This window comes from Serratia sp. D1N4, from assembly GCF_054552755.1.
In genome coordinates, this window is sequence record NZ_CM137274.1 from 2,915,532 (window position 1) to 2,939,247 (window position 23,716).

At 51.1% G+C, this 23,716-nt stretch carries 24 protein-coding genes and 3 pseudogenes; 9 read left to right on the forward strand and 18 right to left on the reverse strand.

Annotated elements, in window-relative coordinates:
- Nucleotides 1-88 precede the first annotated feature (88 nt).
- The 7 genes from puuD (at nucleotide 89) to ACX1CU_RS12845 (ending at nucleotide 6,453) form a co-directional block, all read left to right on the forward strand.
- Nucleotides 89-850, forward strand: a complete 762-nt coding sequence (puuD, locus tag ACX1CU_RS12815; protein ID WP_459398698.1) for a gamma-glutamyl-gamma-aminobutyrate hydrolase — start codon at nucleotides 89-91, stop codon at nucleotides 848-850.
- Nucleotides 847-1,404 (forward strand): HTH-type transcriptional regulator PuuR, encoded by a 558-nt coding sequence (gene puuR / locus ACX1CU_RS12820; protein WP_459398699.1) that lies wholly within the window; start codon nucleotides 847-849, stop codon nucleotides 1,402-1,404. The genes puuD and puuR overlap by 4 nt, the downstream gene beginning before the upstream one ends.
- Nucleotides 1,405-1,419: 15 nt before the next feature.
- A complete protein-coding gene (puuC, locus tag ACX1CU_RS12825; protein WP_459398700.1) occupies nucleotides 1,420-2,916 on the forward strand; it encodes an aldehyde dehydrogenase PuuC in 1,497 nt (498 codons plus the stop codon).
- 10 nt (nucleotides 2,917-2,926) lie between these two features.
- Nucleotides 2,927-4,207, forward strand: a complete 1,281-nt coding sequence (locus ACX1CU_RS12830) for an NAD(P)/FAD-dependent oxidoreductase (protein ID WP_459398701.1) — start codon at nucleotides 2,927-2,929, stop codon at nucleotides 4,205-4,207.
- 379 nt (nucleotides 4,208-4,586) lie between these two features.
- Complete coding sequence (locus tag ACX1CU_RS12835) at nucleotides 4,587-4,751, forward strand: YnfU family zinc-binding protein (protein ID WP_459398702.1); 165 nt, start codon at nucleotides 4,587-4,589, stop codon at nucleotides 4,749-4,751.
- A 1,043-nt stretch (nucleotides 4,752-5,794) separates the two neighbouring features.
- Nucleotides 5,795-6,208, forward strand: coding sequence for a hypothetical protein (locus ACX1CU_RS12840; RefSeq protein WP_459398703.1), 414 nt, complete (start codon nucleotides 5,795-5,797; stop codon nucleotides 6,206-6,208).
- 131 nt (nucleotides 6,209-6,339) lie between these two features.
- A complete protein-coding gene (locus tag ACX1CU_RS12845) occupies nucleotides 6,340-6,453 on the forward strand; it encodes a YebO family protein (RefSeq protein ID WP_459402804.1) in 114 nt (37 codons plus the stop codon).
- 76 nt (nucleotides 6,454-6,529) lie between these two features.
- On the opposite strand, the gene ACX1CU_RS12850 is transcribed toward ACX1CU_RS12845, so the two are convergent.
- Both ACX1CU_RS12850 and ACX1CU_RS12855 read right to left on the reverse strand, forming a co-directional pair.
- The gene (locus tag ACX1CU_RS12850; RefSeq protein WP_459398704.1) at nucleotides 6,530-6,889 is read right to left on the reverse strand and encodes a helix-turn-helix domain-containing protein; all 360 of its coding nucleotides are present in this window, start codon (nucleotides 6,887-6,889) and stop codon (nucleotides 6,530-6,532) included.
- A 62-nt stretch (nucleotides 6,890-6,951) separates the two neighbouring features.
- A complete protein-coding gene (locus tag ACX1CU_RS12855; RefSeq protein WP_459398705.1) occupies nucleotides 6,952-7,212 on the reverse strand; it encodes a type II toxin-antitoxin system RelE family toxin in 261 nt (86 codons plus the stop codon).
- Between the two features lie 200 nt (nucleotides 7,213-7,412).
- Here ACX1CU_RS12855 and ACX1CU_RS12860 point away from each other — a divergent pair.
- A pseudogene (locus ACX1CU_RS12860) lies at nucleotides 7,413-7,905 on the forward strand (transposase); the annotation flags it as partial.
- A gap of 85 nt (nucleotides 7,906-7,990) precedes the next feature.
- Here the strand turns inward: ACX1CU_RS12860 and ACX1CU_RS12865 are convergent.
- The 4 genes and pseudogenes from ACX1CU_RS12865 to ACX1CU_RS12880 all read right to left on the reverse strand — a co-directional run.
- A complete protein-coding gene (locus ACX1CU_RS12865) occupies nucleotides 7,991-8,206 on the reverse strand; it encodes a hypothetical protein (RefSeq protein ID WP_459398706.1) in 216 nt (71 codons plus the stop codon).
- Nucleotides 8,207-8,285: 79 nt separating this feature from the next.
- Nucleotides 8,286-8,453, reverse strand: a complete 168-nt coding sequence (locus tag ACX1CU_RS12870; RefSeq protein WP_459398707.1) for a phage tail assembly chaperone — start codon at nucleotides 8,451-8,453, stop codon at nucleotides 8,286-8,288.
- Nucleotides 8,454-8,468: 15 nt separating this feature from the next.
- On the reverse strand, nucleotides 8,469-8,798 hold the full coding sequence (locus ACX1CU_RS12875) for an Ig-like domain-containing protein (protein ID WP_459398708.1): 330 nt from the start codon (nucleotides 8,796-8,798) through the stop codon (nucleotides 8,469-8,471).
- 102 nt (nucleotides 8,799-8,900) lie between these two features.
- A pseudogene (locus ACX1CU_RS12880) lies at nucleotides 8,901-9,077 on the reverse strand (isocitrate/isopropylmalate family dehydrogenase); the annotation flags it as partial.
- 350 nt (nucleotides 9,078-9,427) lie between these two features.
- On the opposite strand from ACX1CU_RS12880, the gene ACX1CU_RS12885 reads away from it, so the two are divergent.
- Entirely contained in the window at nucleotides 9,428-9,742 is a 315-nt protein-coding gene (locus tag ACX1CU_RS12885) for a hypothetical protein (RefSeq protein ID WP_459398709.1), read from the forward strand.
- 194 nt (nucleotides 9,743-9,936) lie between these two features.
- On the opposite strand, the gene ACX1CU_RS12890 is transcribed toward ACX1CU_RS12885, so the two are convergent.
- The 12 genes and pseudogenes from ACX1CU_RS12890 to ACX1CU_RS12945 all read right to left on the reverse strand — a co-directional run.
- A complete protein-coding gene (locus ACX1CU_RS12890) occupies nucleotides 9,937-11,700 on the reverse strand; it encodes a phage tail fiber protein (protein WP_459398710.1) in 1,764 nt (587 codons plus the stop codon).
- Between the two features lie 64 nt (nucleotides 11,701-11,764).
- Nucleotides 11,765-15,187, reverse strand: coding sequence for a TipJ family phage tail tip protein (locus ACX1CU_RS12895; RefSeq protein WP_459398711.1), 3,423 nt, complete (start codon nucleotides 15,185-15,187; stop codon nucleotides 11,765-11,767).
- A gap of 58 nt (nucleotides 15,188-15,245) precedes the next feature.
- The gene (locus ACX1CU_RS12900; protein ID WP_459398712.1) at nucleotides 15,246-15,857 is read right to left on the reverse strand and encodes a tail assembly protein; all 612 of its coding nucleotides are present in this window, start codon (nucleotides 15,855-15,857) and stop codon (nucleotides 15,246-15,248) included.
- Nucleotides 15,858-15,928: 71 nt separating this feature from the next.
- Nucleotides 15,929-16,609 carry a PDZ domain-containing protein gene (locus tag ACX1CU_RS12905; RefSeq protein ID WP_459398713.1) on the reverse strand — a complete coding sequence of 227 codons (681 nt, stop codon included), beginning with the start codon at nucleotides 16,607-16,609 and terminating at the stop codon, nucleotides 15,929-15,931.
- A gap of 70 nt (nucleotides 16,610-16,679) precedes the next feature.
- Nucleotides 16,680-17,384, reverse strand: coding sequence for a C40 family peptidase (locus tag ACX1CU_RS12910; protein WP_459398714.1), 705 nt, complete (start codon nucleotides 17,382-17,384; stop codon nucleotides 16,680-16,682).
- A gap of 2 nt (nucleotides 17,385-17,386) precedes the next feature.
- A complete protein-coding gene (locus ACX1CU_RS12915; RefSeq protein WP_459398715.1) occupies nucleotides 17,387-18,139 on the reverse strand; it encodes a phage minor tail protein L in 753 nt (250 codons plus the stop codon).
- Between the two features lie 11 nt (nucleotides 18,140-18,150).
- Complete coding sequence (locus tag ACX1CU_RS12920) at nucleotides 18,151-18,504, reverse strand: phage tail protein (protein WP_459398716.1); 354 nt, start codon at nucleotides 18,502-18,504, stop codon at nucleotides 18,151-18,153.
- Entirely contained in the window at nucleotides 18,501-22,238 is a 3,738-nt protein-coding gene (locus tag ACX1CU_RS12925; RefSeq protein ID WP_459398717.1) for a tape measure protein, read from the reverse strand. The genes ACX1CU_RS12920 and ACX1CU_RS12925 overlap by 4 nt, the downstream gene beginning before the upstream one ends.
- Nucleotides 22,239-22,274: 36 nt before the next feature.
- Complete coding sequence (locus ACX1CU_RS12930; protein ID WP_337265046.1) at nucleotides 22,275-22,556, reverse strand: phage tail assembly protein T; 282 nt, start codon at nucleotides 22,554-22,556, stop codon at nucleotides 22,275-22,277.
- A complete protein-coding gene (locus ACX1CU_RS12935; protein WP_337265042.1) occupies nucleotides 22,556-22,975 on the reverse strand; it encodes a phage tail assembly chaperone in 420 nt (139 codons plus the stop codon). Before ACX1CU_RS12935 ends, ACX1CU_RS12930 begins: the two co-directional genes overlap by 1 nt.
- A gap of 15 nt (nucleotides 22,976-22,990) precedes the next feature.
- A complete protein-coding gene (locus ACX1CU_RS12940) occupies nucleotides 22,991-23,251 on the reverse strand; it encodes an Ig-like domain-containing protein (RefSeq protein ID WP_337265047.1) in 261 nt (86 codons plus the stop codon).
- A pseudogene (locus ACX1CU_RS12945) lies at nucleotides 23,252-23,689 on the reverse strand (phage tail tube protein); the annotation flags it as partial.
- Between the last annotated feature and the right edge of the window lie 27 nt (nucleotides 23,690-23,716).

The window sequence follows — 23,716 nt, forward strand, 5'->3', positions numbered from 1 at the left end:
ACTCCGCTGCTAGATTTAGTCAATATTGAACAAAAAAGGCGATATTTTGGCATAACGGTCATAATTTCGAACACATCAAGGGGATAGTATGGGCAATATATTTAACAGACCAATCATCGGCGTTGTGATGTGCAGGTATAGGTTAAACCAACACCTCACACAGACCTTGCAAGAAAAGTACCTGAATGCGGTTTTGGCCGCTGGCGGGTTACCTGTCGCCTTGCCACACGCGCTGGCAGAGCCGGAAATGCTGGAAGAATTGCTGCCACACCTCGACGGCATCCTGCTGCCGGGCAGCCCCAGTAATGTGCAGCCGCACCTTTATGGTGAAAACGGCGATGAGCCTGACGCCGATCCTGGGCGAGATGAATTGAGCCTGGCGCTGCTCCGCCTGGCGCTCAACAGGCGCATTCCCCTTTTCGCCATTTGCCGCGGTATGCAGGAAATGGTCGTCGCCACCCAAGGCACCCTGCATCGCCGCCTGTATGAATTACCTGAATTGCTTGAGCACCGGGAAGATCACGATCTGCCGCTGGAACAGCAATATGCTCCCGCGCATGAGGTGATTGTTCAGGATGGTGGCTTGCTGGCGCAGTTGCTGCCAGATTGCAACAAATTCTGGGTGAACTCACTGCACGGCCAAGGGGCTAAAACGCTCGGCCCCAGCGTGCGCATTGAGGCGCATGCCGCCGATGGGCTGGTGGAAGCCATCAGCATCCGCGATCAGCCGTTTGCGCTGGGCGTGCAGTGGCACCCGGAATGGAACAGTGATGAATATGCGCTATCCCGCCTGCTATTTGATGGATTCATTACCGCTTGCCAGAATTATCAGAAGGAAAAACGCCTATGAGCGATGTCAGCTTGGCACCGGGGAAACGCTTGTCGCAGATCCGCCAGCAATTAGGCTTGTCGCAGCGCCGGGTCGCCGAACTGTCTGGATTAACGCACAGCGCTATCAGCACCATTGAACAGGACAAAGTCAGCCCGGCCATCAGTACGCTGCAAAAGTTACTGACGGTGTATGGGCTGTCACTATCGGCTTTTTTCGCCGAGCCGGAGCAACCGGATGAACCACGGATCGTCATCAATCATGAAGATCTGATTGAAATCGGCAGCCAAGGGGTTTCGATGAAACTGATCCATAACGGTGACCCCGAGCGCACGCTGGCGATGATGATCGAAACCTATGAACCGGGGACCACCACCGGTGAACGCCTCAAACATCAGGGGGAAGAGATCGGCACTCTGCTGGAAGGCGAAGTCATGCTACAGGTGAATGGGCAGACCTATCACCTGCAAGCAGGCCAGAGCTACACCATCAATACCGGTATTCCCCACAGTTTCAGCAACACGTCGGCACGGGTTTGCCGGATTATCAGCGCCCACACGCCGACCACCTTCTGATTAACGGAGCAAGGTATGGATTTCCACCATCTACAGTATTGGCAACAACGGGCACAGGCCCTGAAGATTGAGAACCGGCTGTTTATCAATGGCCGTTACCAACCGGCCACCACAGGCGAAACTTTCGCCGTGGAAGATCCTGCCGCTCAGCGTGAACTGGTGCAAATGGCGCGCGGCGACCAGGCGGATATCGATCTGGCAGTGCAAGCCGCACGTGAAGTATTCGAACGCGGTGACTGGTCACAGGCGAGTCCCGGCCAGCGTAAAACCACGCTGCTGAAGCTGGCGGTGCTGATGGAAGAACACCATGAACAGTTGGCGTTGCTGGAAACGCTGGACACCGGTAAACCGATCCGCCACAGCCTGCGTGATGACGTTCCCGGCGCCATTCGCTGCATCCGCTGGTATGCGGAAGCCATTGATAAAGTCTATGGCGAAATCGCCCCCACCGGCAACGATGCGTTGGCGCTGATCCAGCGGGAGCCGATCGGCGTAGTCGGTGCCATAGTGCCCTGGAACTTCCCGCTGCTGCTGGCCTGCTGGAAGCTGGGCCCGGCGCTGGCGGCCGGTAACAGCGTGGTGCTGAAACCTTCAGAAAAATCACCGCTGACGGCGGTCTATCTGGGTGCTTTAGCACAACAGGCCGGGCTGCCGGACGGCGTGCTAAACATCGTGCCAGGCTATGGTCATGATGCCGGGAAAGCGCTGGCGCTGCACCAGGACGTGGATGCCCTCGCCTTCACCGGTTCCACCCAGGTGGCGAAGCAACTGATGAAATATGCCGGTGAATCCAACATGAAGCGCGTCTGGCTAGAGGCTGGCGGCAAAAGCGCCAACATCATCTTCGCTGATTGCCCGAACCTGGATAAAGCCGCACAGGGTGCCGCCGCCGGTATCTTCTATAATCAAGGCCAGGTGTGCATTGCCGGTACGCGTTTACTGGTGGAAGAAAGCATCCAGCAGGAATTCCTCCAGGCGCTGCGCAAGCATGCGGCAGCCTTCGAGCCCGGTAACCCGCTCGATCCGCAGACCATTATGGGGACGCTGATCGACCATGGCCACTGCGAAAAGGTGGTTGGCTATATCGAACAGGGGCTGGAACAGGGCGCTGCGCTGTTCCTTGATGGCCGCGAACACAAGCAAGGCAGCCAGCCAAGCTATCTCGGCCCGACCATTCTCACCCAAGTGGACAACGCCATGAGCGTAGCGCGCGACGAAATCTTCGGCCCGGTGCTGGCAGTAACCACTTTCAACGGTGAACAACAGGCTTTGGCTCTGGCTAATGACAGCGAGTATGGGCTGGGGGCCGCCGTGTGGACGCGCGATCTCTCCCGCGCACACCGCATGGCGCGCCAATTGAAGGCGGGCACGGTGTTCGTTAACAACTACAACGACGGCGATATGACCGTGCCCTTCGGCGGCTACAAGCAAAGTGGCAACGGGCGCGACAAGTCACTGCATGCGCTGGATAAATTTACCGAACTGAAAACCACCTGGATTTCTCTGGAATAAGGACCGAATCATGACTGAACACGTAAAGAGTTATTATGCGGCGACGGCCAATGCCCATCAGCCTTATCCGCAGTTGAATGAATCGATCGAATGTGACGTTTGTATCGTTGGTGGCGGCTATACCGGCCTGTCTTCAGCGCTGTTCCTGGTGGAGGCTGGCTTCAACGTGGTGCTGCTGGAATCCGCACGCATTGGTTTCGGCGCCAGCGGCCGCAACGGCGGGCAGTTGGTCAACTCCTACAGCCGCGACATTGACGTGATTGAAGCGCGCTACGGAGCAGAAAGTGCCCGTATGCTGGGCAGCATGATGTTTGAAGGGGCCGACATTATCCGCAGCCGCATCGAACGTTACGCCATTGAGTGTGACTATCGCCCAGGCGGTATTTTTGCCGCACTCAACAACAAGCAATACCACGCACTGATCGAGCAGAAACAAAACTGGGAACGTTACGGCAATACGCAGCTTGAACTGCTGGACAACGAACGCGTCCGCCAGGAAATCGCCAGCGATCGCTACGTCGGCGCATTGCTCGATCGCAGCGGTGGCCATATTCATCCGCTCAACCTGGCGTTGGGCGAAGCCGAAGCCATTCGCCAACAGGGTGGCCGGATTTTCGAACAGTCGGCAGTGACCAACATCCGCCACGGTGAACCCGCGCTGGTCAGCACCGCCAACGGGCAAGTGACTGCGCGCTATGTCATCGTCGCCGGTAACGCCTATTTGGGTGACAAGCTGGAACCTCGTTTAGCCAAGCGCAGTATGCCGTGCGGCACCCAGGTGGTGACGACCGAACCGCTGGCCCCGGAAGTCGCAGCCTCTTTGATCCCACAAAACTATTGCGTGGAAGACTGTAACTACCTGCTGGATTATTACCGTATAACCGGTGATAACCGCCTGCTTTACGGCGGTGGCGTAGTTTACGGTGCGCGCGATCCCGACGATATCGATAATCTTATCCGCCCCAAACTGCTGAAAACCTTCCCACAGCTAAAAGGGGTACGCATTGATTATCGCTGGACCGGCAATTTCCTGCTGACGCTGTCGCGCATGCCGCAGTTCGGTCGGTTGGAAAATAATATCTACTATATGCAGGGTTACAGCGGCCACGGCGTGACCTGTACCCACTTGGCGGGCAAGCTGATTGCAGAATTGATGCGCGGCGATGCAGAACGCTTTGACGCCTTTGCCAAATTGCCACACCTGCCATTCTTTGGCGGGCGCAATCTGCAAATCCCGTTCACCGCCATTGGTGCAGCTTACTACACACTGCGCGATCGGATTGGAGTTTAAGCGCCGGAGAACCTTATATTAGCTTGATTAAACAATCGACAACACGATCAATAATTACTCAAAATTATGATTGCAGACGATTTCATACGGAAATATTCATCATTGTGATGCAATATTGCATCGATATTTTGATGAACTATCGTCTCAAAAAACATATAGTACTCGCAGATGAAAATCACCGATTTCCCTGGTGTTGTTACACTTGCCCCTCACTTTTGTAGGGGCTTTTTTTCCTTACGCCGTCAGCTAACACTATTCCCTTGAATTTCAGCAGAATCCGGCAAGGTTCACGGTTTCACTCTGCGCATTAAACAATAGTGAGCTATCGATCACCGAACAGAGTACACTGCCTTCACCACTCATCTACCCGGTGAAAGATATGTCTCTCCTTGATGCCTTCAAGATGTTTAGTGATACATCATCAGCCAATGTCACTTGCCCAAAATGTTCTAAAGTTTCGCCACAGAACCGCCAGAAACTCAACAAGAACATCACGATGATCTGCCCCCACTGCGGACATTATTTCCGTAAGAACGAGAATTAAAGACATTATTCCTACGTCTTTGACCAAAATGCCTATCAGCAGCGTCGAGTATCAAGACCTCAGTAACTGCTAAGAAACCTGCTCCCAATGAATCAGTTAGCCTCGTAAAAAGTTAACGTCGTCAGCCTGCATGTGTATCAGATGTTATTGGCCTTCATTTTCATTACCTCAATATCCCACCGTTTGCCGCATTTCACTGAACCTGCAGGCTCAGATCATCAAAATACAACTCTCCTTGCTCCATTTTAAATCCTTAGTTAACCTACGGCACAGAGGTCAGGACCGCTAAAAGCAGAGCAGTGTTATGAAGCATTATATAATCCCCATTCTCCTCATCGTTGCGACTATCCTGAGTATTTTATATATCGCCAATCTGGCTGAATGGTTTATTCACTGGTGGTCTAAGCCGGAGATTTTTTGATCCTCAATACGAGCAAACTTCGCAAAAGTGCGGCCTAAGCAATGTTCAACCATAAGAATATAATGAGGCTGATAGCCGAACTTCCCTTTCTGGCGAGGCTTTTGCCGTACCCTTAGGGCTCGTTAGAAACTTCACAAGGTTAAAAATAGCAGGCTGGCAGTTGATTGAATTTAGAACAATGGTGTCTTTATCTTGCTGCAAATCAACAAGTACCCTATCAGCATTTCCTGCTGTTACGCCATCTATCATCCCCGAGAATTTTTTAACCCAACTTGGTGAAACATCTTTTTCTTGGTTTTATGAGCTACAAAATACGTAGAAATAAAGAATTAAACTCTGTTAACAATCTTTCAAAGCGTTTAACGATATCCAGCTTATGCAAAACAGCCCCGGGCTGTGCCAACGCCCTCGTTTATCACACATTCTTGCTCGCACTATTGCACAAATGTCGTCCACCGCCTTTACTGATCGTATGCCATCTGCCGCTTCAACGAGGTTCTATGAAAATTATTATATGTACCGTTTTAGTCACCCTGCTGGCAGGATGCGTTTCAGCTTCGGTTTCAGGTGGTAGTTCAGGGGTTTCAAGCGCGACGATTGGCATCGGTTCCGGTGTGCGTTTTTGATTGTTGGTGCAGCTGCGCCCTGGTTCAGATTACGTCAGGACGGGCACTTCCCAGGTTGTAAAAAAACCCCAGACATTGAATGGGTTGGGTGTTATATTATCGGTAATATTGCAAGCAACGGTTTTACTTACATGCACATCAATACAAAACACAAGCTGTTCATACTCATCTATCTAACAGCGGCTTACGCTGTTGCTATCCCATTAATTTATATGATTATGGGTCTGGTTTTTGGTGGGGCTCTGGCTGATATGTGGAAAGGTGAATATTCATTCTACGATTTTCTTGAGCAGCGGAAAATAATCTATCTTAAACTTTCTGCTGTCGGAGGTTTGATGGGGTTAGCTTACTGGTTTGCATTCTACAGGAAATATAGATATTTCGATCCGCTAGATAAATACTTCAAATAACTTTCATATTAACCTGATAAAAAAACCGCCGAGGCGGTTTTTTTATATTTGAGTTATTGGTTCAATACTCACACCCTCTTCGTACCTTATTGCTATTCTATATTTTTTTATTTCATTTTTACGGATAATTAATTCGATTTGCTGTTAGGGAAAATGAACAAGTTGCGTTGTTAAAAACGATCTGCGAAAAGCAAAACGCTCAGATAGACCTGTTGATCGCCGCTATTCATAAAGATGATAAGTAATATCAGTCCGTTAACCAAAAGTATATCTTCTTAGAACCCGCCATTCGGCGGGTTTTTGCTATCGGTGAATGGGGCGTTACGGGATCAACTGCTCAGGCTGGCAATCATACAGCGCAGCCAGTTTTTCACGAGTACGCTTCTGAGGGCGTTCTGACGCCTCCCATTGTGAAACTGTTGATTGTGTTGTGCCGAGCTTCTCCGCGACATCGTACTGAGACAGGTCACGATAGATACGCCAGGCAGCCAGGATAGAAACATCTTGGCTAACCATGATATTGACGACCGCGTTAGGGATAGTCATATCATCATTTTTTGATGGCACGTATGGCACATCTTCCCATTCATCCTTTGCGTTGATCAGGTTTTCGTATTCGGCATATGGCACCACGGCATATTGTGGTTCGCCTTTATCGTTACGGATAATTTGCACGGTCATTTTCGTTTACTCCAGTGTGAACTCAGGCGTAGTGCTCAGGGGAAAGGGCAGGTTTCCCCGCCTTAGTATGTTGTCGATGACCTGCGCTTAACTGCGGTAATCTCGCAGATAACCGGTTCACCCTCAGTGATTTCGAAGATTATTCGGTAGTCCCCGACCCTTAGCCTGTATTGCTTATCAGTCACTTGGAGCTTCTTGATATCTAGCGTTACGGCGGGAAAGGCTTCGAGCTGATTAACCTTCTCACTGATGACTTTGCGGTATCTTGTGTCGATTGAAAGCAACTGTTTGAGCGCTTTTTTCGTCCACTGAACCGTAACCATCGTTTCCCCATTTTTGTTGAAGAGCTATCCGCTTTGGATGATTAGATAATAAGTCTTCATCTCGAAAATCTCAATATAAATGCGATTTAAATACGATTTCATTATAATCTATCTCGCAGTTAAACCTTGAACCACCTAAGTGCGTTTTTTTATGCCCGGAGAAAATATACTTTCATCTGAGCCTGAGGGCAGTTACGCACAGCCGGTGCCGGATCCTTCGTAAATCACAGATCCGTGATGCCCGTAAAGCAGCAAAAGAACCGTGGCTGCTCTTCAGCAGTACAGATGACCTCAAACCACGTGAAATCATGAAGTTGTACAGTCGTCGAATGCAGAACGAGCAGAACTTCCGGGATGAGAAAAGCGAACGCTTCGGGTTCGGTCTGCATGCTAGTTACAGTCGTTCAGCGGGAAGAATGCTGGTCCTGAGCCTGCTGGCAACGTTGAGCACAATAGTCCTGTGGCTTATTGGCTATCATGCTGAAAAAAAGACTCCATCTGAGGTATCAGGCCAACAGTATTAAATCACGGCGTGTTATCTCGTATCTGACGTTAGCGGAGAATGTCTTACGACACTCCCCGCTAATTTTAAGGCGAACGGTGCTGAGCACCGTTCTTAATCACCTCGCCAGAACATACCGAAATATGGTGCTGGTTTATGGGGATCCCTCAACGCACGCGGCGGGCTGTTAATTAACACTTGCTTTCTTACCAGAGTAAATTAGTTCATTTATAGCAAAATTAATCTTAGGAAATCACTACAATGAACATGAAGCGTTCAGTCACGTCTTTGCTCTGACTTTCTAGTTAAGTAATCATCAAGAATTGCAGACATTATTTTCAACTGCTTTTCTTGACTTTCGTTAATACTCTTTAATTCCATTATTATTTGCTTAGCCATAACTGCATATCTAATTATGAAAAAGATAATAAATGATGAAATTACAAAATATAAAAATGCAACGGCAAACTCACTCGAATCCCCGTAATACATAAAATCCCCTTTCTTTATTTGGCGTGAGAATATCGTAGCAGAGATCAACTGATTGGCAAAACCCTACCAACTTAACTACCTACTCATAACGCAATAAGTTAATCAGCCAGAGCCCCCAGCTTTCCGGAGAGGACTCGCGCAAAATCACTGCGGTCCCCTCCCATTCCTCAACTGTGACGGTTTTGGTGCGAAATCCCGCCATTGGGGCCGAGGCCAGCGCCTTCAGATTCAGTTTTTTTCCTACCATTTGGTAATGCTCCTATTAGGCTGTGACAGTCACGACACACGTAGCGGTTTCCCCGCCGTCCGTGGTCTTAACGGTGATCGTTGAGGTGCCCGCAGCAAGGCCGGTGATAACGCCTTTATTGGATACCATGACATTACCCGGCGCAGAGGATGTCCACGTTAACCCTCGATTGGTCGCTGAGGTTGGTGCGATCGTTGGGGTTAACGTGAGACTGGTACCGAGAGCCAAAGAGGTTGTGGCCTTATCCAAAGTCACGCCAGTAACCGGAATGTTTACGGCATAAATCCGCACCGGCTTACCTTTGATGCGCAGCGTGTAGGAGGTGGGAGGAGGAAAATAGCTCACTTTTCATACCGTTTTGCAGAAGAGTTTTGCAGAAGAATTTTTTGAGGGGGGAAAAGATACGGGAGCCATAAGCTCCCGTAATCATTCAACACTAAATCACACTTACATGTGTTTAACGATAGCGTCGCCAAACTCTGAACATTTCAGCAGCTTAGCGCCTTCCATCAGGCGTTCGAAGTCATAGGTCACAGTCTTGGCAGCGATTGCGCCTTCCATGCCCTTAACAATCAGGTCAGCCGCTTCGAACCAGCCCATATGACGCAGCAGTATATGGCGGGATGAATCACAGCATCATGATTTTAATTGATAAAGCGTAATAATTTTGGTGAAAACACATACATTTACGCATCCTGTAACCCACTGATAAAACTAAGTTGTTTATGGGTTTTGATAACTCCTTTTTTTATGGTGCATCGTCATGGGGTGTCGGGGTCAAAGGTTCGAACACTTTCATGCCGACCAACTTTTTATATGAAAAAACAAACTGTTACTGTTGATTCTTGTTTACCCTTCTTTTTTAACTCGATAAATCCACAGTATTTGTGTTTTTTCCAATGCATTCTATTATGGCTCTAGGGTCCTAAGCCCTATGGACTAATCGGATGTTTTATTCAATGGAGATAAACGATATGACAGCAGATTGGGAGTTAGACGACGAAGCAGAAAGAATTGAGCAAGAGAATCGCTGGGAAGATGCACTGCTTGCCGCAAAATTAGTTGTGAATGGGTATGATCGGAAGTCCGCAGTTGAGGCAATTAAAACCGTGAATGCTTACAGAGAAGAGTATAGAAACGATCCCGGGGTCCACATTGAAGGCGATGAAGATGAGCCTGAAGAATGGACTGTCGAGGAGTGTAATTATCCGGAAAAAGTAAACGGCGATTTCAATCAGGCCCAGATCGTAAAAATAGCAAATGACCTGATCGAGAAATTTGACGATTGATTTAAAGGCCTCTCAAAGATGCGGGCTGAATTTTTTGCTGGTATTTGCCGAAGATGTACACGCATCGCTAGCTCAGCGTTAAATAAACCAAATCAACAAAGATACCCCATACCTCACAATGCTCGGCTTATCGAGATCTGTGGATTATCAGAGCCGCAACTGCACTTCGGCCGGGATTTCTCCCGGCCCTATCGTTATTCCTTGGTTTCAGCCTCTAGCGTATCGCCCTGTTCAGGCGCAGCCGGTTGCTCAATTTCCGCTTCAGGCTGCTGATCGGTATCCGGTTCCGGTACTACCTCGGGCTCCGGGATTGGTTCAGGTTCAATCACCGGTTCTGGCTCCTCAACTGCAGGCATCTCTACACGCAGATCAATCCAACGGCCTGCTGGGATGTCGATCGCCTCTCCGTCGGGTATCGGCACGTAGATTTTTTGGTCCTTAATAACCTTCCCCTTGCTATCAATGGCGTCTGTTTCCATAACCTCGATATTCCGGGTTGAGTATGGGCCTGTATCGTACGTGCGATGATACGTGCGGATTTCTATGTCACCATCTGGCAAGATTTTTGATTCAATCCAAATCACTGGGCGCTTGTTATCGTCAACCGGGATTTCAGTGCCATTACCAGCCCCACCCCATGCGCCATCGCCGTTAAACCCCAGCACCCCGGAAACCCGGTAGACACCTTCGCTGATGCGTTCAGTGGTCACACCCTGGCTCTGGTCATTGAGTTCGCACTCACCGGTACCGAATAGCTTGACGATTGGAGAGGCTTTCTTGATGAAGCCGTTGGCGTCTACTGTAGTATTTCCTGAGTGCCACAATTTACACCAGTTACTCCATGCTCCAGCAGTTGAACGAACACGCGTCTGTAAATCTACAGTTGTCGAACCCATTACCCATGCAAGTTGGTATCGCGATTGAGCATCATAACCCCCCATAATGCCACCCCATGGACCAGAGGTAGGAGCGTTAACACTATTCGTTGGAAATTGGAAAAATTGGTTCTTGCTAATATCATCTGGGTTATTAACTATAACTCCAGCAGTCCCACCCAAACCATAATCTCCGGGTTTCAATGGATTAGGTAAACTGCCTTCCGTCCAAACTTTGATTATCTCACGCTCTAAAACGATAGTAGGGTCAGTTACTTCTGTTTTTCCCCACGTCCAGTTATCTGCAATATGTGAGATAGACGTTGCACTAATAGCCGCAGAAATACCGCTAACGAACGGGTTAAACTTCATGTACAGATCAAACGTATTAGCAGCAGTTTCAATCAATCCGAGGTCGCTGATTAACTGAGTCGAACCTACAAACCCGGTACCATTCGTAATAAATGCGGTGGCTGACGCACGCCCTACTGCATTAACGCCTGTAATAGCTCCGCTGCCGGTGCGAATAACAATATCAACAAGGCCGTTGGCATTCGGATGCCCGTTATACGATGCAGTCCCGCCGATACGGATAACGATTGTTTGACCGCCCTGAACCATGTTTTTAACAGTACCGACTTTGCGCCATGCCGCGTTTGCAACTGCCTCAGTAGGCGAGAAATTCAGATTTTTTAAAGCGCCTGATAATCCATTCGCGCTAGTAGCTGCTGATGCTGCTGATGCTGCCGCGTCTGCACGCATGCGATCTACAGCTTCCACAATCGCAGGGTTTAGATCTGTTTCGCCTGGAATTGTCAGGAAGTCGTTGAGCGTCCCGTTCTGTGAGTTAAGCGCTACAGTGATTCCACCTACGCGCTCGGGCTGGCGTCCACCGGCCGTGATCATCACATCGTATGCACCAGGCTCTACAGTTAACGTATATTTGCCTGCCGCGTCTGTGATCGACTGAGAGCGTGCCTGGTTAACAACTGTTGCTGAGGTTCTGACTGCGCGTAATTCGATAACTACGCCAATACGTGGGCCGCCGATTGGGTCTTTCAGAATACCGCTGATTACTGCCATGGTTTTATTCTCCAAATAAAAAACCCGCGCATGGCGGGTTATTAGTTATTTTTAAAAGGCTCAATTAATAGAATCTGTTCTGACCTTTACGGAAGGCTATTACTGACATTCGCCCAGATGGATGAGCCCCTGACCACGTAGACGCGTCGGAGCTTGACCAAATAAGTCCAGACGCAGCCCCTGTAATACCAAACTCAACATCTAGGGTGCCATATGGTGGTACCTCTATAACAATTGCACCCCGATAGTTACTACTTTCTCCGCCTGCGAAACCTCTCCAAAAATCAACACCATTTACTTTTATATATACACTGCCTGAACCAGAGCTATTCCCGATTAGAGCAAGCGCAACGTGTGGAACCATTACAATAGTTGTGTATGGAAGACCACCAGTGAAGTATCTATGTGTAGATTCATTAACCCCTTTTACTTTAACTGTTTCCCATACTCCAGCATGAACAGTTTCACCAATAAGATTTTCTGCGTATACGGTTCCCGAAAAAGTACCGCCAGCTCCTGTTATATCTCCTTTAAAATATCCACTATCGGCGTATATTGCTCCTTTAAAATATCCGCTATCTGCGTGGATAGCCCCCCTGATATAAACGTTAGCAAACCACGCATATCCAGCTTTATCGACTGCCCATCCCTTTATTTTTGTTGGGTCTTCATTCCATGACCAGTCATATGATGTTATATACTCCCCAATTTTTGCATTCGTAATTGTTCCATCTTTAATAAACGCAGAATTGATAAATGTCTGCCCTCCATCAATAGCGAACGGCGTTGATACCACGCCATTTGTCACGTTTAAGAATGCGAACCGGTCAGCCATGAACAGCACTTGACTCTGCATGCCTGCCGGGGTGTTTTCCACACCGACACCAATACCGGCAGAATACAATTTGCCGTCCCACGTTTTACCAACCTTGATAGACCACATATCCTGCAACTTGCTGGCGTCCTCGATCGGGCCAAGCAAGTCTTTACCGAGTTGCGTTTCGGTTATCTGCCCTGTGAGATAATCAAGAATCTCATCCGCTTCGCTGCTCGATGCGCCATGCGTCCATGCTGTCCACGGCCCAGCGTTGCCCAGGCGATCGACAAGTCGCGCTTGAAACCAAAACTGCACGCCAGCGGCCAGACCGGTCATTGTGTGGCTCCGCTGGGGGTAGGCGTAATCGCCTAGGTGCATCGCTCCTGCGCCATCCGGCTGCGTGCTGTACCATATCTCAGTGCGTTGGGTGTCCTCTGCTCCCGCTGGGAATGCCCAATTCAGCACGATGCCAAACACCTGGCCAACAGCCGTAAAGCTGGCCAGCGCTGGCGGCTCGCCGATTTTGCCGTGGAGCTGCTGTTCGTGTGCATTGGCCCACACGCTTGAAATCTCGACCGGGTTTATCGCCCGGACGCGGGCCTGATAGCGACCTGCGTAGATGCCCTGGATCTCAAAGCCCAGCGTTGATACTCGCGGGCCGGGTATCCAGTTGCCGTTATCCCTGCGCCACTCCGTTTCATACGCTATTGCGTTCTCGGCTCTATCCCACGTCACATAGAGCGTGGCCACGGCCAGCCCTTGAATCGTTGCTGAGTTCTCGCTGATCCGGACGTTCGTTGGTGGTGCCTGGACGCCTGGCGGGATAACTGAGATCGGGCGGTCTTCAATCCGTGCGCCGGTATCGATGCGGGCGTACTTATTCGGGTCGTACTCAACAGCCGTAATGTCAAACGATATGCCGTCCTGATTCTCGGTGATGCCGGTGACGCGGAAAAGCTGGATTGCTAAATCAGTAGCGTCAACAGCCCACACACATTCGGCCACCGGCGTTTCGCTGTAGTTCGTCGTAACGGTCACCACACGGCCATTCACTGATTGAATGGTGCGGCCCTGCGCCTTGCCGCTGGGCAGGTTGACGATCAGGCGCTCACCCACCTTTGCCGATGACTCCCGATCCAGCGTAATGCTACGGCCAGATACAGAACTGATACGGCCGCCGAGCGGGCGACCGGCAAACGCTTCATCTGCTACGCCAATGATCCAGCCCGGACCTGGTATATTGCCATCCGCGCCAACTGTGAAACTGATCACCCGGTCTTTCTCATTGGTCAGCAATAACCATTTCCCGCGCCTGATCGCCTCGGTCTGCCGCGTACAGCCTATGGCTGTGAGGTCGGCTTGCTTGACCTGGTAACGGCGGATTAGATTATTGTCGAACACCGGCTCAACTGAATCCTGATAGCCGTTCGCCGGGTCGCTCCAGCTCACCATGCAGGTGCTGTAATGCGTTTTCTCGCTGGAACTGGCGTCGGTAAACAGGCCGTCTTTAACGTTGGCGCGGGTGTAGATGTAGTCCACATCGCGGGGCATATCGGCCAGCACGTTCATGCTGTTGTTGGCCCAGAACGTCATTCCCCGGAAGATGTTGGCAAAGTCACGCAGAACCGACCAGGCTTCTTCCTGCGACTGAATATACACGTCGCACATAAAGCGCGGCTCCATGCCGCCACCGCCGCGCCCATCCGGTACCAACTGATCGCAGTACTGCGCGATGGTGTACAAGTCCCACTTCGTCAACGCGAGATTCTCTGCACGAACGCGGGTACCGATACTGTAACGGGCGTTGATCAATAGATCGTAAAAAATCCATGCCGGGTTATTCGTCCAGGCCCATTTAAAGCTGCCATCCCATACGCCGGTATAAGTGCGGGCGATCGGGTCGTAAGTCGTCGGGATGCGGATAATGCTACCCTTAGGCTCACAGGAAATCTGCGGGATGTTCTGAAACTGCTTTGCGTTAAACTCAACGAACAGCAGCGCGGTTTCTGGATACCGAAGTTTGACGTCAATCAGCTCTGTGAGTGATTCGATAACCATTTTGTCAGCAACCAAGTTGCTGCTACTGTTTGGCGTAATTCGGCGTACGCGGATCTGCCAGCCGGTAGATGCTTTCGGTAGGTCGATACGGTGGCTGCGCTCGTATTTTGTTGTTGTCTTGCCATCAACTGCCGTCTTTAACAGCTCTTGGTAAGCGCCGCCATCTGTGGCCACATCAATGGCGTACTCGATACGGTAGCCCACAACGTCGCCGTTATCTTGCTGCCGCTGAAGCTGCTGCCATGAAAAGCGCAGGCGAACTGCGGAAAGCTGGGTATTGGTCAGCGACCGCACCCAGGGATTAAGGCTGGTCAGTTCGGTACCGACAGTGATTTCGTTCTCAACGTCCGGCATGCCTGGTATGTAGGTCTGATCTGGCGTGCCTGGCCGGAACTCCCATTTAACGCCGGGGAAATTTTCGGTGCCGTCCGGGCCGATGATCGGCGTGCCGTCGAGAAAAATGTTTGTGCCGTCTAAACCACCGGCAAACTCCCCCTCACCCAGCGCCAGCAAAATCTTGGCGTGTGATGTGGACTGCAGGGAGTCAGGTGATTCAACCGGGCTATGCTGGCTACCGCCGCCACCCTTGCGACCTTCAATAATTGCTGACATTACGTTTCTCCGGGCGTAAAAAACCCGCATTGAGCGGGCCTGATTGAGGGTGATTACGTTACTGCTGATCTTCAGCAAATATCCCTGCTGAAATAATCGCCCCGCCAATTCTCCGCTTGCCGTATAGAATGGGTACCGGATTACCCTGGGCGATAGTATTCACCGGGCCACCAAAGGCATACGAGGGTTTGTTATCCGGGCTCTCTCGCATTGCTAACCCGCCTTGCGTTGGGGATAGCATCTGGATAACGCCGCCGAGCATCATTGATGCCCCTGACATTGCCATGCCAAGACCAATCGTTCCACCTATCCCCGTCCAAGCTGTCATAACACCCACAACCACACCAACAGCGACTAACACAGCACCGAGAATCGTTTGAAATACCCCACCCTGTTTGCTACCGATAATTACCGGCGCAATCCTAATATCATCGGTACCAGAGAACTCCAGCTCGTCACGATCGATATTGCGCTTGCCGTTGAAAACGGCAAATGTCAGGCCGCGATCTTTGGCGGTCTGCAGGAATTTCTCAAATCCTGGGATAGTGACAGACAGCGCTTTAATAGCTTCCTGCGGCGTAGACACTACAAGCTTATGAACCCGGCCAAACGTTGCGCCGAGGACGCCGTATAGTCTGACCATTCGATATTTATTTGTTTTGATTGACATATTTTCTCCAATAAAAAACCCTCCGAAGAGGGCTTATTCAACACAATAATATATATTATAGATGTGTAATATTATATCAGAACTGGGACTTTAATTTCATTGCCATTTCTTAAAACAGTAAAAACAAGCTTATCTCCACGAGCATGCTCCTCAATAAGATTGCCATAGTCACTAAGTTTCACAACGCGCCTTTCATCAACATGCGTAATTATATCGCCAGACTGCAACCCACTCTTCTGTGCTATCTGTCCTTGAGAAACACTTTGCACAATAAGCCCAAATGAATCTGCGGAGTTTTTTGCCAATACTCCGTTTTTATCTACCATGCCAAGCATTACACCTATTTTTATGGTGCCGAACTGCTTCATATATTCATTTAATTCATTATTAAATTTAATTACCGATTGATACTGATCAGGAACGCAGGCAAACATATTCGCACACGAGACCCTTATGTTTATTGCTGTATTTCCGTTAGGTAGTGGCGTCTTATTTACCTGACATGCAGTGGCCGCTGATTTTCCTATTGAGTTATACGTTTCTATATAATCATTGCTATATGTCTGTATCTTCATTCCGCAGTTTTGATTAACCCACTGCCTAGCTCCTGACCATGCCGCAGCGCACTGTTTGTCTGACTGGCATATGGGGATTGTTTTATCAATTTCGGCTTGCTGTGCTGATCTTTCAGCTTTAGAGGCACATCCTGATAACCAAAGGATGCTTAAAACAATTAGAAGTACCTTTTTCATTCTTACCCCTTTCCTTGTTTGTTATATTCCGAAACAGATTATCATCGCTTGAAGACAAGATCACTATCAGTTAACTGGCATTAAAACGCAGCGTGATAATCGTTCGATCCTGCCAATAACCATCGTAGGGAGCGTGTTTACTGATCTGCCCATACATATGGTGGAGCATCACCCCATCACCGACATAAACCCCAGCATGGTTCGGTTCCTCCGCTCGTATCTGCATAATGATTACGTCACCGATCTGCAGATCACCGGTAGCTGGTGCAAACCCGGCTTCAGCATAGTGCTGCATGTAAAGGTTCTCGCCGCGGTTCCACCACCCGTCTGACCGCTCAAAATTCGGTAGCGTTACACCGCGCTCGAGCTGGTACCAATCGCGAACGGTTGCATAGCAATCCCATAAACCGTGAACGAACGGGCGGCCTATCAGCGGTTTGATTCCTTCAGTGGGGGTGATCGTCCTGATATCGCCTTCTGGCCAACTGATGATTACCCATGGAAGCTGTGACGCGTCACACTGAGCAAGATCAAGCTGGCTCGGCTGGGTTGTTGCATCCGGATGGCTGTGAACGATCGCGACGATGGTTCCCGCGTCTTCCGCTGCGGCGTAGTCCTCCGGGTGCATGATGAATTGTTCGGTCGGTGCTAGTGCGGTGTTGCGGCAGCGGTGATACTGCTGGCGGCGACCATCTTGAGTTACAAGCCCGCAGCACTCCGAGGGGTAAGCCTCAGCCGCATGCGCCAGCACGGCGGTGGTGATATGTTTGCGCATGACTACCTCTTCAGCAGTGACGAGCCAACGAAACCGCCGTGTGGCAATGGGTTGCCTTTGCCAAACCGGGGCTCGCAGCCGGTGGACACCAGGCCTGAACAAACATCTTTCGAGGGATCATCAACCGGGTTTCCATCGATATCAAAATATCGAGTGCCGGTATAACCGCACGATGCCCCGCGATACTGCCCGCGAATGCACCAGTTGCAAAGGCTGTGTATCTGCCTGGTCGGGATCATAATGCCCTGCAGGTCTGCCGGTGATGAAAGAGCAAACTGGATCACTGTGTTTGTGCCGGTCAGCTTGCGATCGATATACCAGACATCTATTTTTTCCTGCGTCGGGTCAGCGCTGGGATTACCCTCGGGGAAATTATGAGCATCGAGATAGTGCGCGTAAGTGTCGCGGATGGTGACCTTAAACAGTGCCAAGTTCTGGTATGCTAGGCACATAGCGGCCACAGCGCCATCAATATTACCGACCGATAACGTTGGACTCGGTGCGGTGCCGTCGCTGGTCACCTCCAGCCCTTCGATCTGTACAGGCCAGGGCTTGTACTCCCGCCCGCCCCACCAGATCGATTTCGCTGGCAGCTTCGCCGGATCATCACCGGCCCTCTCCAGTTCCTCGGTGGTATGTGGGATAGCATGGCTGTGAAAATACAGTTCTGGCCCGCCGAACTGGCTCCCGTCCACTTCGAACAGGCGCACTTTACTCCCAGGCTCTAACACCTGGTGATCGGTTTTGATAGACATGGTTTTACCTATTATGGATGGAATGCGGTTTCGAACGTGGCCGCGAGCTGGAACATAAATTTACCGCGTGAATTTTTCCCTAATGCGGTGATCTGGTACGTTTTGCAGGTGTACAGCCCTAACTCAAGGCTTGGGCTGGTCCACTTGAAGGCCTTATACCCTGCGTGCCGCTTGAAAAAATCCCTGATCTCGACAGTGATCTGCTCGTTGTTGGTAAATGTTAACTGCCAGCTTTGAGACTCATTATTAAGTCCGTCACCAACACGTTGTTTGTACCCGTCACCGAACTGCACCTCGCGAACGCGAAAGGTGTGATCGCCAACAGGGTTAACGCGGGCGCAGTAATTGAATGTTTCCAGCGTCATTCTCTACGCCCCTTTATTGCTGTGCTTAACATCCGCCCTTGTCCCGTTTCTTTCTGCAGCAAAGCCTTAAACCGCTGATCAACAAACTGCGCGAGTTCGTTACCAAACTGCTCCATACCTGGCGGAGTAGACACTGTGCTCTGCCCATCGCTGTTGATAGTGATGTTAAAGACCGGTGCGGCAGTACTGGCGTTCTCACGCATTGCTGGGGGCAGGCTTGCAGTGGTGGGTTTGATATCCAGAGAGCGATCGACGGCGCTGGTCGGTGCAGCATAGGCTGTCGCGACATCCCAGACTGCTGACCCCGCACTTAACCCGCTATCAGGCATAGCAGATCTGAGCCAACTAGTTACGTTTGATAGGGCTTGCATCATGCTGCCGAGCACCTGACCGGATAACTGTTCCCTGCCCTGCGGAGTGTTTTGCACTGACAGATCGGCGCTATCGATATAAACGTTAATCTGCGGCGCCACGCTTGCGGTTGTTGGTGGTGCATATGCAGCGCTGACAGACGGCACCCCATCAGAAACCAGCCCACCGGTTGCGTAACCACGCATCATGCCGTAGAGATTATCTACGCCGATCCGCTCAGTCGCCTCTTTTGTAAAAACGAACTCGCCTTTATGAACAACCCCTGCCGGTTCATATTTACCACCCAGCCCAGTAAAGCCACCAAGGTCGTATGCCGCAAAGCTAGTGCTCATCCCCATTGCGCCAATACCTGATGAACCAGCTGCGCCCGCTGCTGCACCGGCCGCGCCTGAGGCGGCACCACCGAGCCCACCCAATAGCCCACCGGCGACACCTTTGATAAATTGCATTGCTTCGCTGGTGAGCAGAGCCTGTGCAGCCATATCGATCAAGTTGCTGATAATCGACTGGGTAAGCGATGAGAACAGATTGGACATGGATTCCTTCCAGTCCTGCGTGCCCGTCAGCAAGCCGGTGAGCATGTTCTTTGCGCGTTCCGTTGTTGCCTGGAACAGATCAACACTCATCTTCTGCATGTCACCCTGGCTGGCATACAGTTGCAGCGATGCCTGATAACGCTGTTCCATGGAATCGCGATCGGATGCAGCCAGGAGCTGGTTAGCGCGGTCTTGCGATACCACGCCAGCGGCGGCGTAGCTTTCGATCAGAGCGTGCCGCTTAGCCAACTGATTCTCAAGGTTCTGGATAGGATCAACGTTACCGGCTAATTCAGCGGTGCTGGAGACAGCGTAACGCTGATCGGCCTCGGCCCGCGCTTGCAGATAAGCCGTGTTGATATCCTGCTTGCGGCGTGCGATATCCTCCGCGCTCTTGATCTCGCCGTCAGCAATCTGGCGCTGTAGCTGCTCGCTCGCCTTCTTCTGGGTTTCGGTAGCGGCGCGGTAGGGGTCGTTGGCGATCGCTGCGTTATGATCTTCCCAGCGCTGCTTGGCCTCGGCCAGCGTCTTGTTAAGCTGCTCAAGCCCTGCTCGTTGAGCGTCCGTCCACTTAGTTCCTGCCTCCAGAGACGCAGAGAACAATGCCGCCGCTGCGTCACCGTCTTTCAGGCGAACAGCCTCAACCTGAATTTCTTTGTTAAGATTGGCGAGTTTCTGCTCATATTCCTTGGCAACATTTGTTCCGGCGCTGGTTGTTTTATTTCGGTTTTGTTGCTGCTGCTGCAAATTATATTCAGCCGCAGCATTCGCCTCGATCTGCTTTTGATGGGTTTTCATGTCATCGATGACATTGCCGGACTTATCAGTCAGCAGCGCGCCGCTGGATACAGCATCCTGTACCGCCTTTAACTTCGCACGCTCTGCCCCCTCCAGCTTTAACAGGTCAAGGCTTTCTTGTTGCTTCTTAACGAAAAGATCATATTTTGACGTATCAATAATAGACTTACCGGTACCGCCAGATTTCCCCTGTTCTTCGTTAAGCTCTTTTAACGTTTGCAGTGTTGTTGCCAAAGCAGTTGCGGCCGCACCGGACAGGTTATAGGTGTCGATCAATCCCTTCTTCAGATTGGCAAATGATGCATCAGACTCTGAAGTTACCTTATTCAATTCACCCTGTAGCTTTGACTGATCCGCAATTGTCCTGCCAAGCTTGGCTTGGGCATCATTCAAATCACGGGTAATTTTGTCATACGCTCTTTGCAGTTCCGCTGCCTTCACTGTATGCCCGTTACTTTCCCCTTGTGCAGTAGAAAATTGTTTAACCAATTCCTGGCGCTGCAATAACTCCGCCCTTGCATCTTCTTGAGCGGAAATCAGATCAGCAATATTGTCCCTTTGTGCCTTGATAGAATCGCCAGTCTCAGCCAGTGCCCCCTTTAGTTGGGCCTGATTCATGCTGTTCATCTTGTCTACTACTGCGCCCAAGGAATCAGCAAAGGCTAGACTTTCCTCGCGGGCCTGCTGGGTTTTTTGGTAGTAGTAGAAGACCGCTGCGCCAGCCATCATAGCGATGCCAGCAGGTCCACCCAGCAACCCCAGCGCACCTTTCAGTAGCCCGCTTGAGGCAGTAAGCCGCCCCTGAACTGCATTCAGCTCTGCTGTAGCTGCCGCTTCTGCGCGGGTCAGGCGGGCAACTTCGGCGGAGTTAACAGCAAGTTGTTTTCGGATAACGGTGCGGGCCTGCTCCGTCTGCGCAAGCTTTAGCTGAGCAACCAGGGATTGCTGGGCGGCAACTGCACCAGCACGCTCTGCGCCGATTTGGGATAGGGTGACACTCAGTCCCTCACGCTGTGCAGCAGCAAGGGCTAGCTGACTACTGGCCTTATTCGCAAATTCTTTCGCGGCCAGCGCGGTACTGCTCGCCCATCCACCGATCGTTCTGGCCAGCCCGATACCACCGAGGATACCGGCTGCGGTTACCACCTCATCAATATGTTCAGCCAGATAGCCGATCGTGCCAGACAGCGCCTGTGTGGCCCCGCTGGATGCGTTCACATCGGTGATGTAGGTTTTGAAGTGGTTGTTCAGCTTGGTGATGGCGTCGCCGAGAGTAGTCGGCATGGCCTCGGCCAATTCGGCGTTACGCTGCCGTGCGGCGATCGTCGCTTTGGCGAACGTATCCATCGACAGTTTGCCGTTGGCGGCCATGCTTTTTACCGCGGTTTCCGTGGTGCCGAGATAGCGGGCAATATCGCCGATCACGGTCGGCATTATCTCCATGACCGTGTTCCATTCATCACCAGAAACTTTGCCGGTCACCATGGATTTAGACAGCGCATCGATCGCACTCTTACCCTTCTCGGCACTGGCGGCGTTGATCGTCAGCGAACTGGAAATGGAGTCGATAAAGTCGATGGTACCCTTAGTGCTGTAGCCCAACTCCTTCATTGCGGTTGAGCTGCGAATATACAGCTCGGCCTGCTCATCGATATTTTTATAGGTGCGATCGCTGATCTCCAGCAGCCGCGCCTGAACAGAACGAAATTCCTCCACCGAGCCGGTAGCCATCTTGATACGGGATTGGTATTGGCCCCACTGATCAGCGGCATTAATAATATTGCCAACGGCAAACAGGCTGACAAATACACCGGCCATGCTGGCGGCGGCGGTTTTGACAGAGGTCAGTTGGCCGTTGAGATCGGCCAGTGCACGCTGGCTTTGACGAGTCGCAGCCTCGGCCTTGCGGTTGCCCTGCTCCATCGTCTTGTAATACTCGCCCCCCATGCGTGAGGCGCGGGCCATCTCAGCCTGATAAGAACTTGAGTTAGCAGATATTTTAATGATCAGCTCACGCAGCGAAGCCATAATTCACCTATAAAAAAACCCGCACGCGGCGGGCAGTTAATCAGCCAGAGCCCCCAGGAAGCTCTCAAGTTCAGAGGTGTCCTCTGCCTCTTCTTCCTCCGGCCCACTCCAGCGCAGCAACATATCGGGAATGGTTATCGGGTCTTTGGTGCGCTGAGAATTGAACACGGCAGCCGAGATCTGCGCGGCGTGATAATCATTACGCTCATCACCGATCGGGCTGATCTTGTTGAATTCCATCCAGAGGCGAAGCTCACTGACGCTCATGGTCTGGCGCAACTCGCCCAGGGTTTTACCCAGGCGAAGCGCCAGCTTCATCATGAACTGGGTTTCTGGCTCTCTGACTTTTTTTCAGCATCTTCCTGTGTGGTGCTCAGTGCGATCGCCTGCTTAAGTAATCGCGCATGTACCGGGCCGTAGAACGTCACCACCTGATCCAGATCGCCAGGTTTGAAAACAGGCTGGTGATCTTCATCAAGCAGAACATCAATAAAGATTGCCGCATCGGCACGGATGCTGCGTTGTGTCTCTTCAGTGATCGACAGCTTCAGGGGTTCCTTGCCTTCCTCCGGTTCCGGTGGCGTCAGTATTTCACGCCAGCGCCCCCAGCTTTCCTGCGAGGGCTCGCGCAAAATCACGACCGCCCCCTCCCACTCATCAACCGTAATCGACTTGATGCGGAAGCCTGCAAGCGGCGCGGATGCCAACGCCTTAAGATTCAGTTTTTTTCCTGCCATGGGGCGATGCTCCTATTAGGCTGTGACAGTCACGACACACGTAGCGGTTTTTGCGCCATCAGTGGTCTTAACGGTGATCGTTGAGGTGCCTACCGCAAGGCCCGTGATAACGCCCGCTGCGGTGACCATAACGTTTGCCGGGGTTGAGGATGTCCATGTAACAGCCTTGTTTGTTGCCGTTGCTGGGGCGATCGTCGGTGTCAGGGTAAGGCTTTCGCCCAACTTCAATGCTGCCGTCACTTTATCCAGCAACACGCCGGTTACCGGGATAGTCACTGCAAAAATTCTGATTGGTTTGCCGATGATGCGCAGCGTGAAAGAGGCGGCTACCACGCCAGATGTAGCAACGTTCCAACTGTTCTGGCGTACCTCTGCAAGATAAGCGAACCCATTACCAGACGGGAAAATCACACGAACGGCGCGGCGGGTGTCCGTTTCGTAAGCTGCCATCAACGAATCTTGAGCATCATCGTAGGCGCTCCAGTTTTTGTTGATGGTCATTTCAGCCGGTGCAGCGAGCCCGTTGGTCATCTCCTTTTCAGTGGAGCACAGGGTGGTAACTTCGATATCGTCCTTCTGGCCGCCGGTGTAACTGAGCTCTTTGGCTGAGCACGATGTAGAGAGCCAGGTAATGCCTGCCGGGTTGGCCTCGCTGGCTTCGGTAGCGGAAATGCTCACTACCGTGCCTTGTGTTTTTTCGAACTTAGCTGTCATGAGTTTTCTCCAGACATTAAAAAACCC

What these genes read in the sequence shown, in the direction of transcription:
- puuD (WP_459398698.1), top strand. Translation starts at nt 89, where the DNA reads ATGGGCAATATATTTAACAGACCAATCATCGGCGTTGTGATGTGCAGG.
- puuR (WP_459398699.1), top strand. Translation starts at nt 847, where the DNA reads ATGAGCGATGTCAGCTTGGCACCGGGGAAACGCTTGTCGCAGATCCGC.
- puuC (WP_459398700.1), top strand. Translation starts at nt 1,420, where the DNA reads ATGGATTTCCACCATCTACAGTATTGGCAACAACGGGCACAGGCCCTG.
- ACX1CU_RS12830 (WP_459398701.1), top strand. Translation starts at nt 2,927, where the DNA reads ATGACTGAACACGTAAAGAGTTATTATGCGGCGACGGCCAATGCCCAT.
- ACX1CU_RS12835 (WP_459398702.1), top strand. Translation starts at nt 4,587, where the DNA reads ATGTCTCTCCTTGATGCCTTCAAGATGTTTAGTGATACATCATCAGCC.
- ACX1CU_RS12850 (WP_459398704.1), bottom strand. Translation starts at nt 6,889, where the DNA reads ATGACCGTGCAAATTATCCGTAACGATAAAGGCGAACCACAATATGCC.
- ACX1CU_RS12855 (WP_459398705.1), bottom strand. Translation starts at nt 7,212, where the DNA reads ATGGTTACGGTTCAGTGGACGAAAAAAGCGCTCAAACAGTTGCTTTCA.
- ACX1CU_RS12865 (WP_459398706.1), bottom strand. Translation starts at nt 8,206, where the DNA reads ATGTATTACGGGGATTCGAGTGAGTTTGCCGTTGCATTTTTATATTTT.
- ACX1CU_RS12870 (WP_459398707.1), bottom strand. Translation starts at nt 8,453, where the DNA reads ATGGTAGGAAAAAAACTGAATCTGAAGGCGCTGGCCTCGGCCCCAATG.
- ACX1CU_RS12885 (WP_459398709.1), top strand. Translation starts at nt 9,428, where the DNA reads ATGACAGCAGATTGGGAGTTAGACGACGAAGCAGAAAGAATTGAGCAA.
- ACX1CU_RS12890 (WP_459398710.1), bottom strand. Translation starts at nt 11,700, where the DNA reads ATGGCAGTAATCAGCGGTATTCTGAAAGACCCAATCGGCGGCCCACGT.
- ACX1CU_RS12895 (WP_459398711.1), bottom strand. Translation starts at nt 15,187, where the DNA reads ATGTCAGCAATTATTGAAGGTCGCAAGGGTGGCGGCGGTAGCCAGCAT.
- ACX1CU_RS12900 (WP_459398712.1), bottom strand. Translation starts at nt 15,857, where the DNA reads ATGTCAATCAAAACAAATAAATATCGAATGGTCAGACTATACGGCGTC.
- ACX1CU_RS12905 (WP_459398713.1), bottom strand. Translation starts at nt 16,609, where the DNA reads ATGAAAAAGGTACTTCTAATTGTTTTAAGCATCCTTTGGTTATCAGGA.
- ACX1CU_RS12910 (WP_459398714.1), bottom strand. Translation starts at nt 17,384, where the DNA reads ATGCGCAAACATATCACCACCGCCGTGCTGGCGCATGCGGCTGAGGCT.
- ACX1CU_RS12915 (WP_459398715.1), bottom strand. Translation starts at nt 18,139, where the DNA reads ATGTCTATCAAAACCGATCACCAGGTGTTAGAGCCTGGGAGTAAAGTG.
- ACX1CU_RS12920 (WP_459398716.1), bottom strand. Translation starts at nt 18,504, where the DNA reads ATGACGCTGGAAACATTCAATTACTGCGCCCGCGTTAACCCTGTTGGC.
- ACX1CU_RS12925 (WP_459398717.1), bottom strand. Translation starts at nt 22,238, where the DNA reads ATGGCTTCGCTGCGTGAGCTGATCATTAAAATATCTGCTAACTCAAGT.
- ACX1CU_RS12930 (WP_337265046.1), bottom strand. Translation starts at nt 22,556, where the DNA reads ATGAAGCTGGCGCTTCGCCTGGGTAAAACCCTGGGCGAGTTGCGCCAG.
- ACX1CU_RS12935 (WP_337265042.1), bottom strand. Translation starts at nt 22,975, where the DNA reads ATGGCAGGAAAAAAACTGAATCTTAAGGCGTTGGCATCCGCGCCGCTT.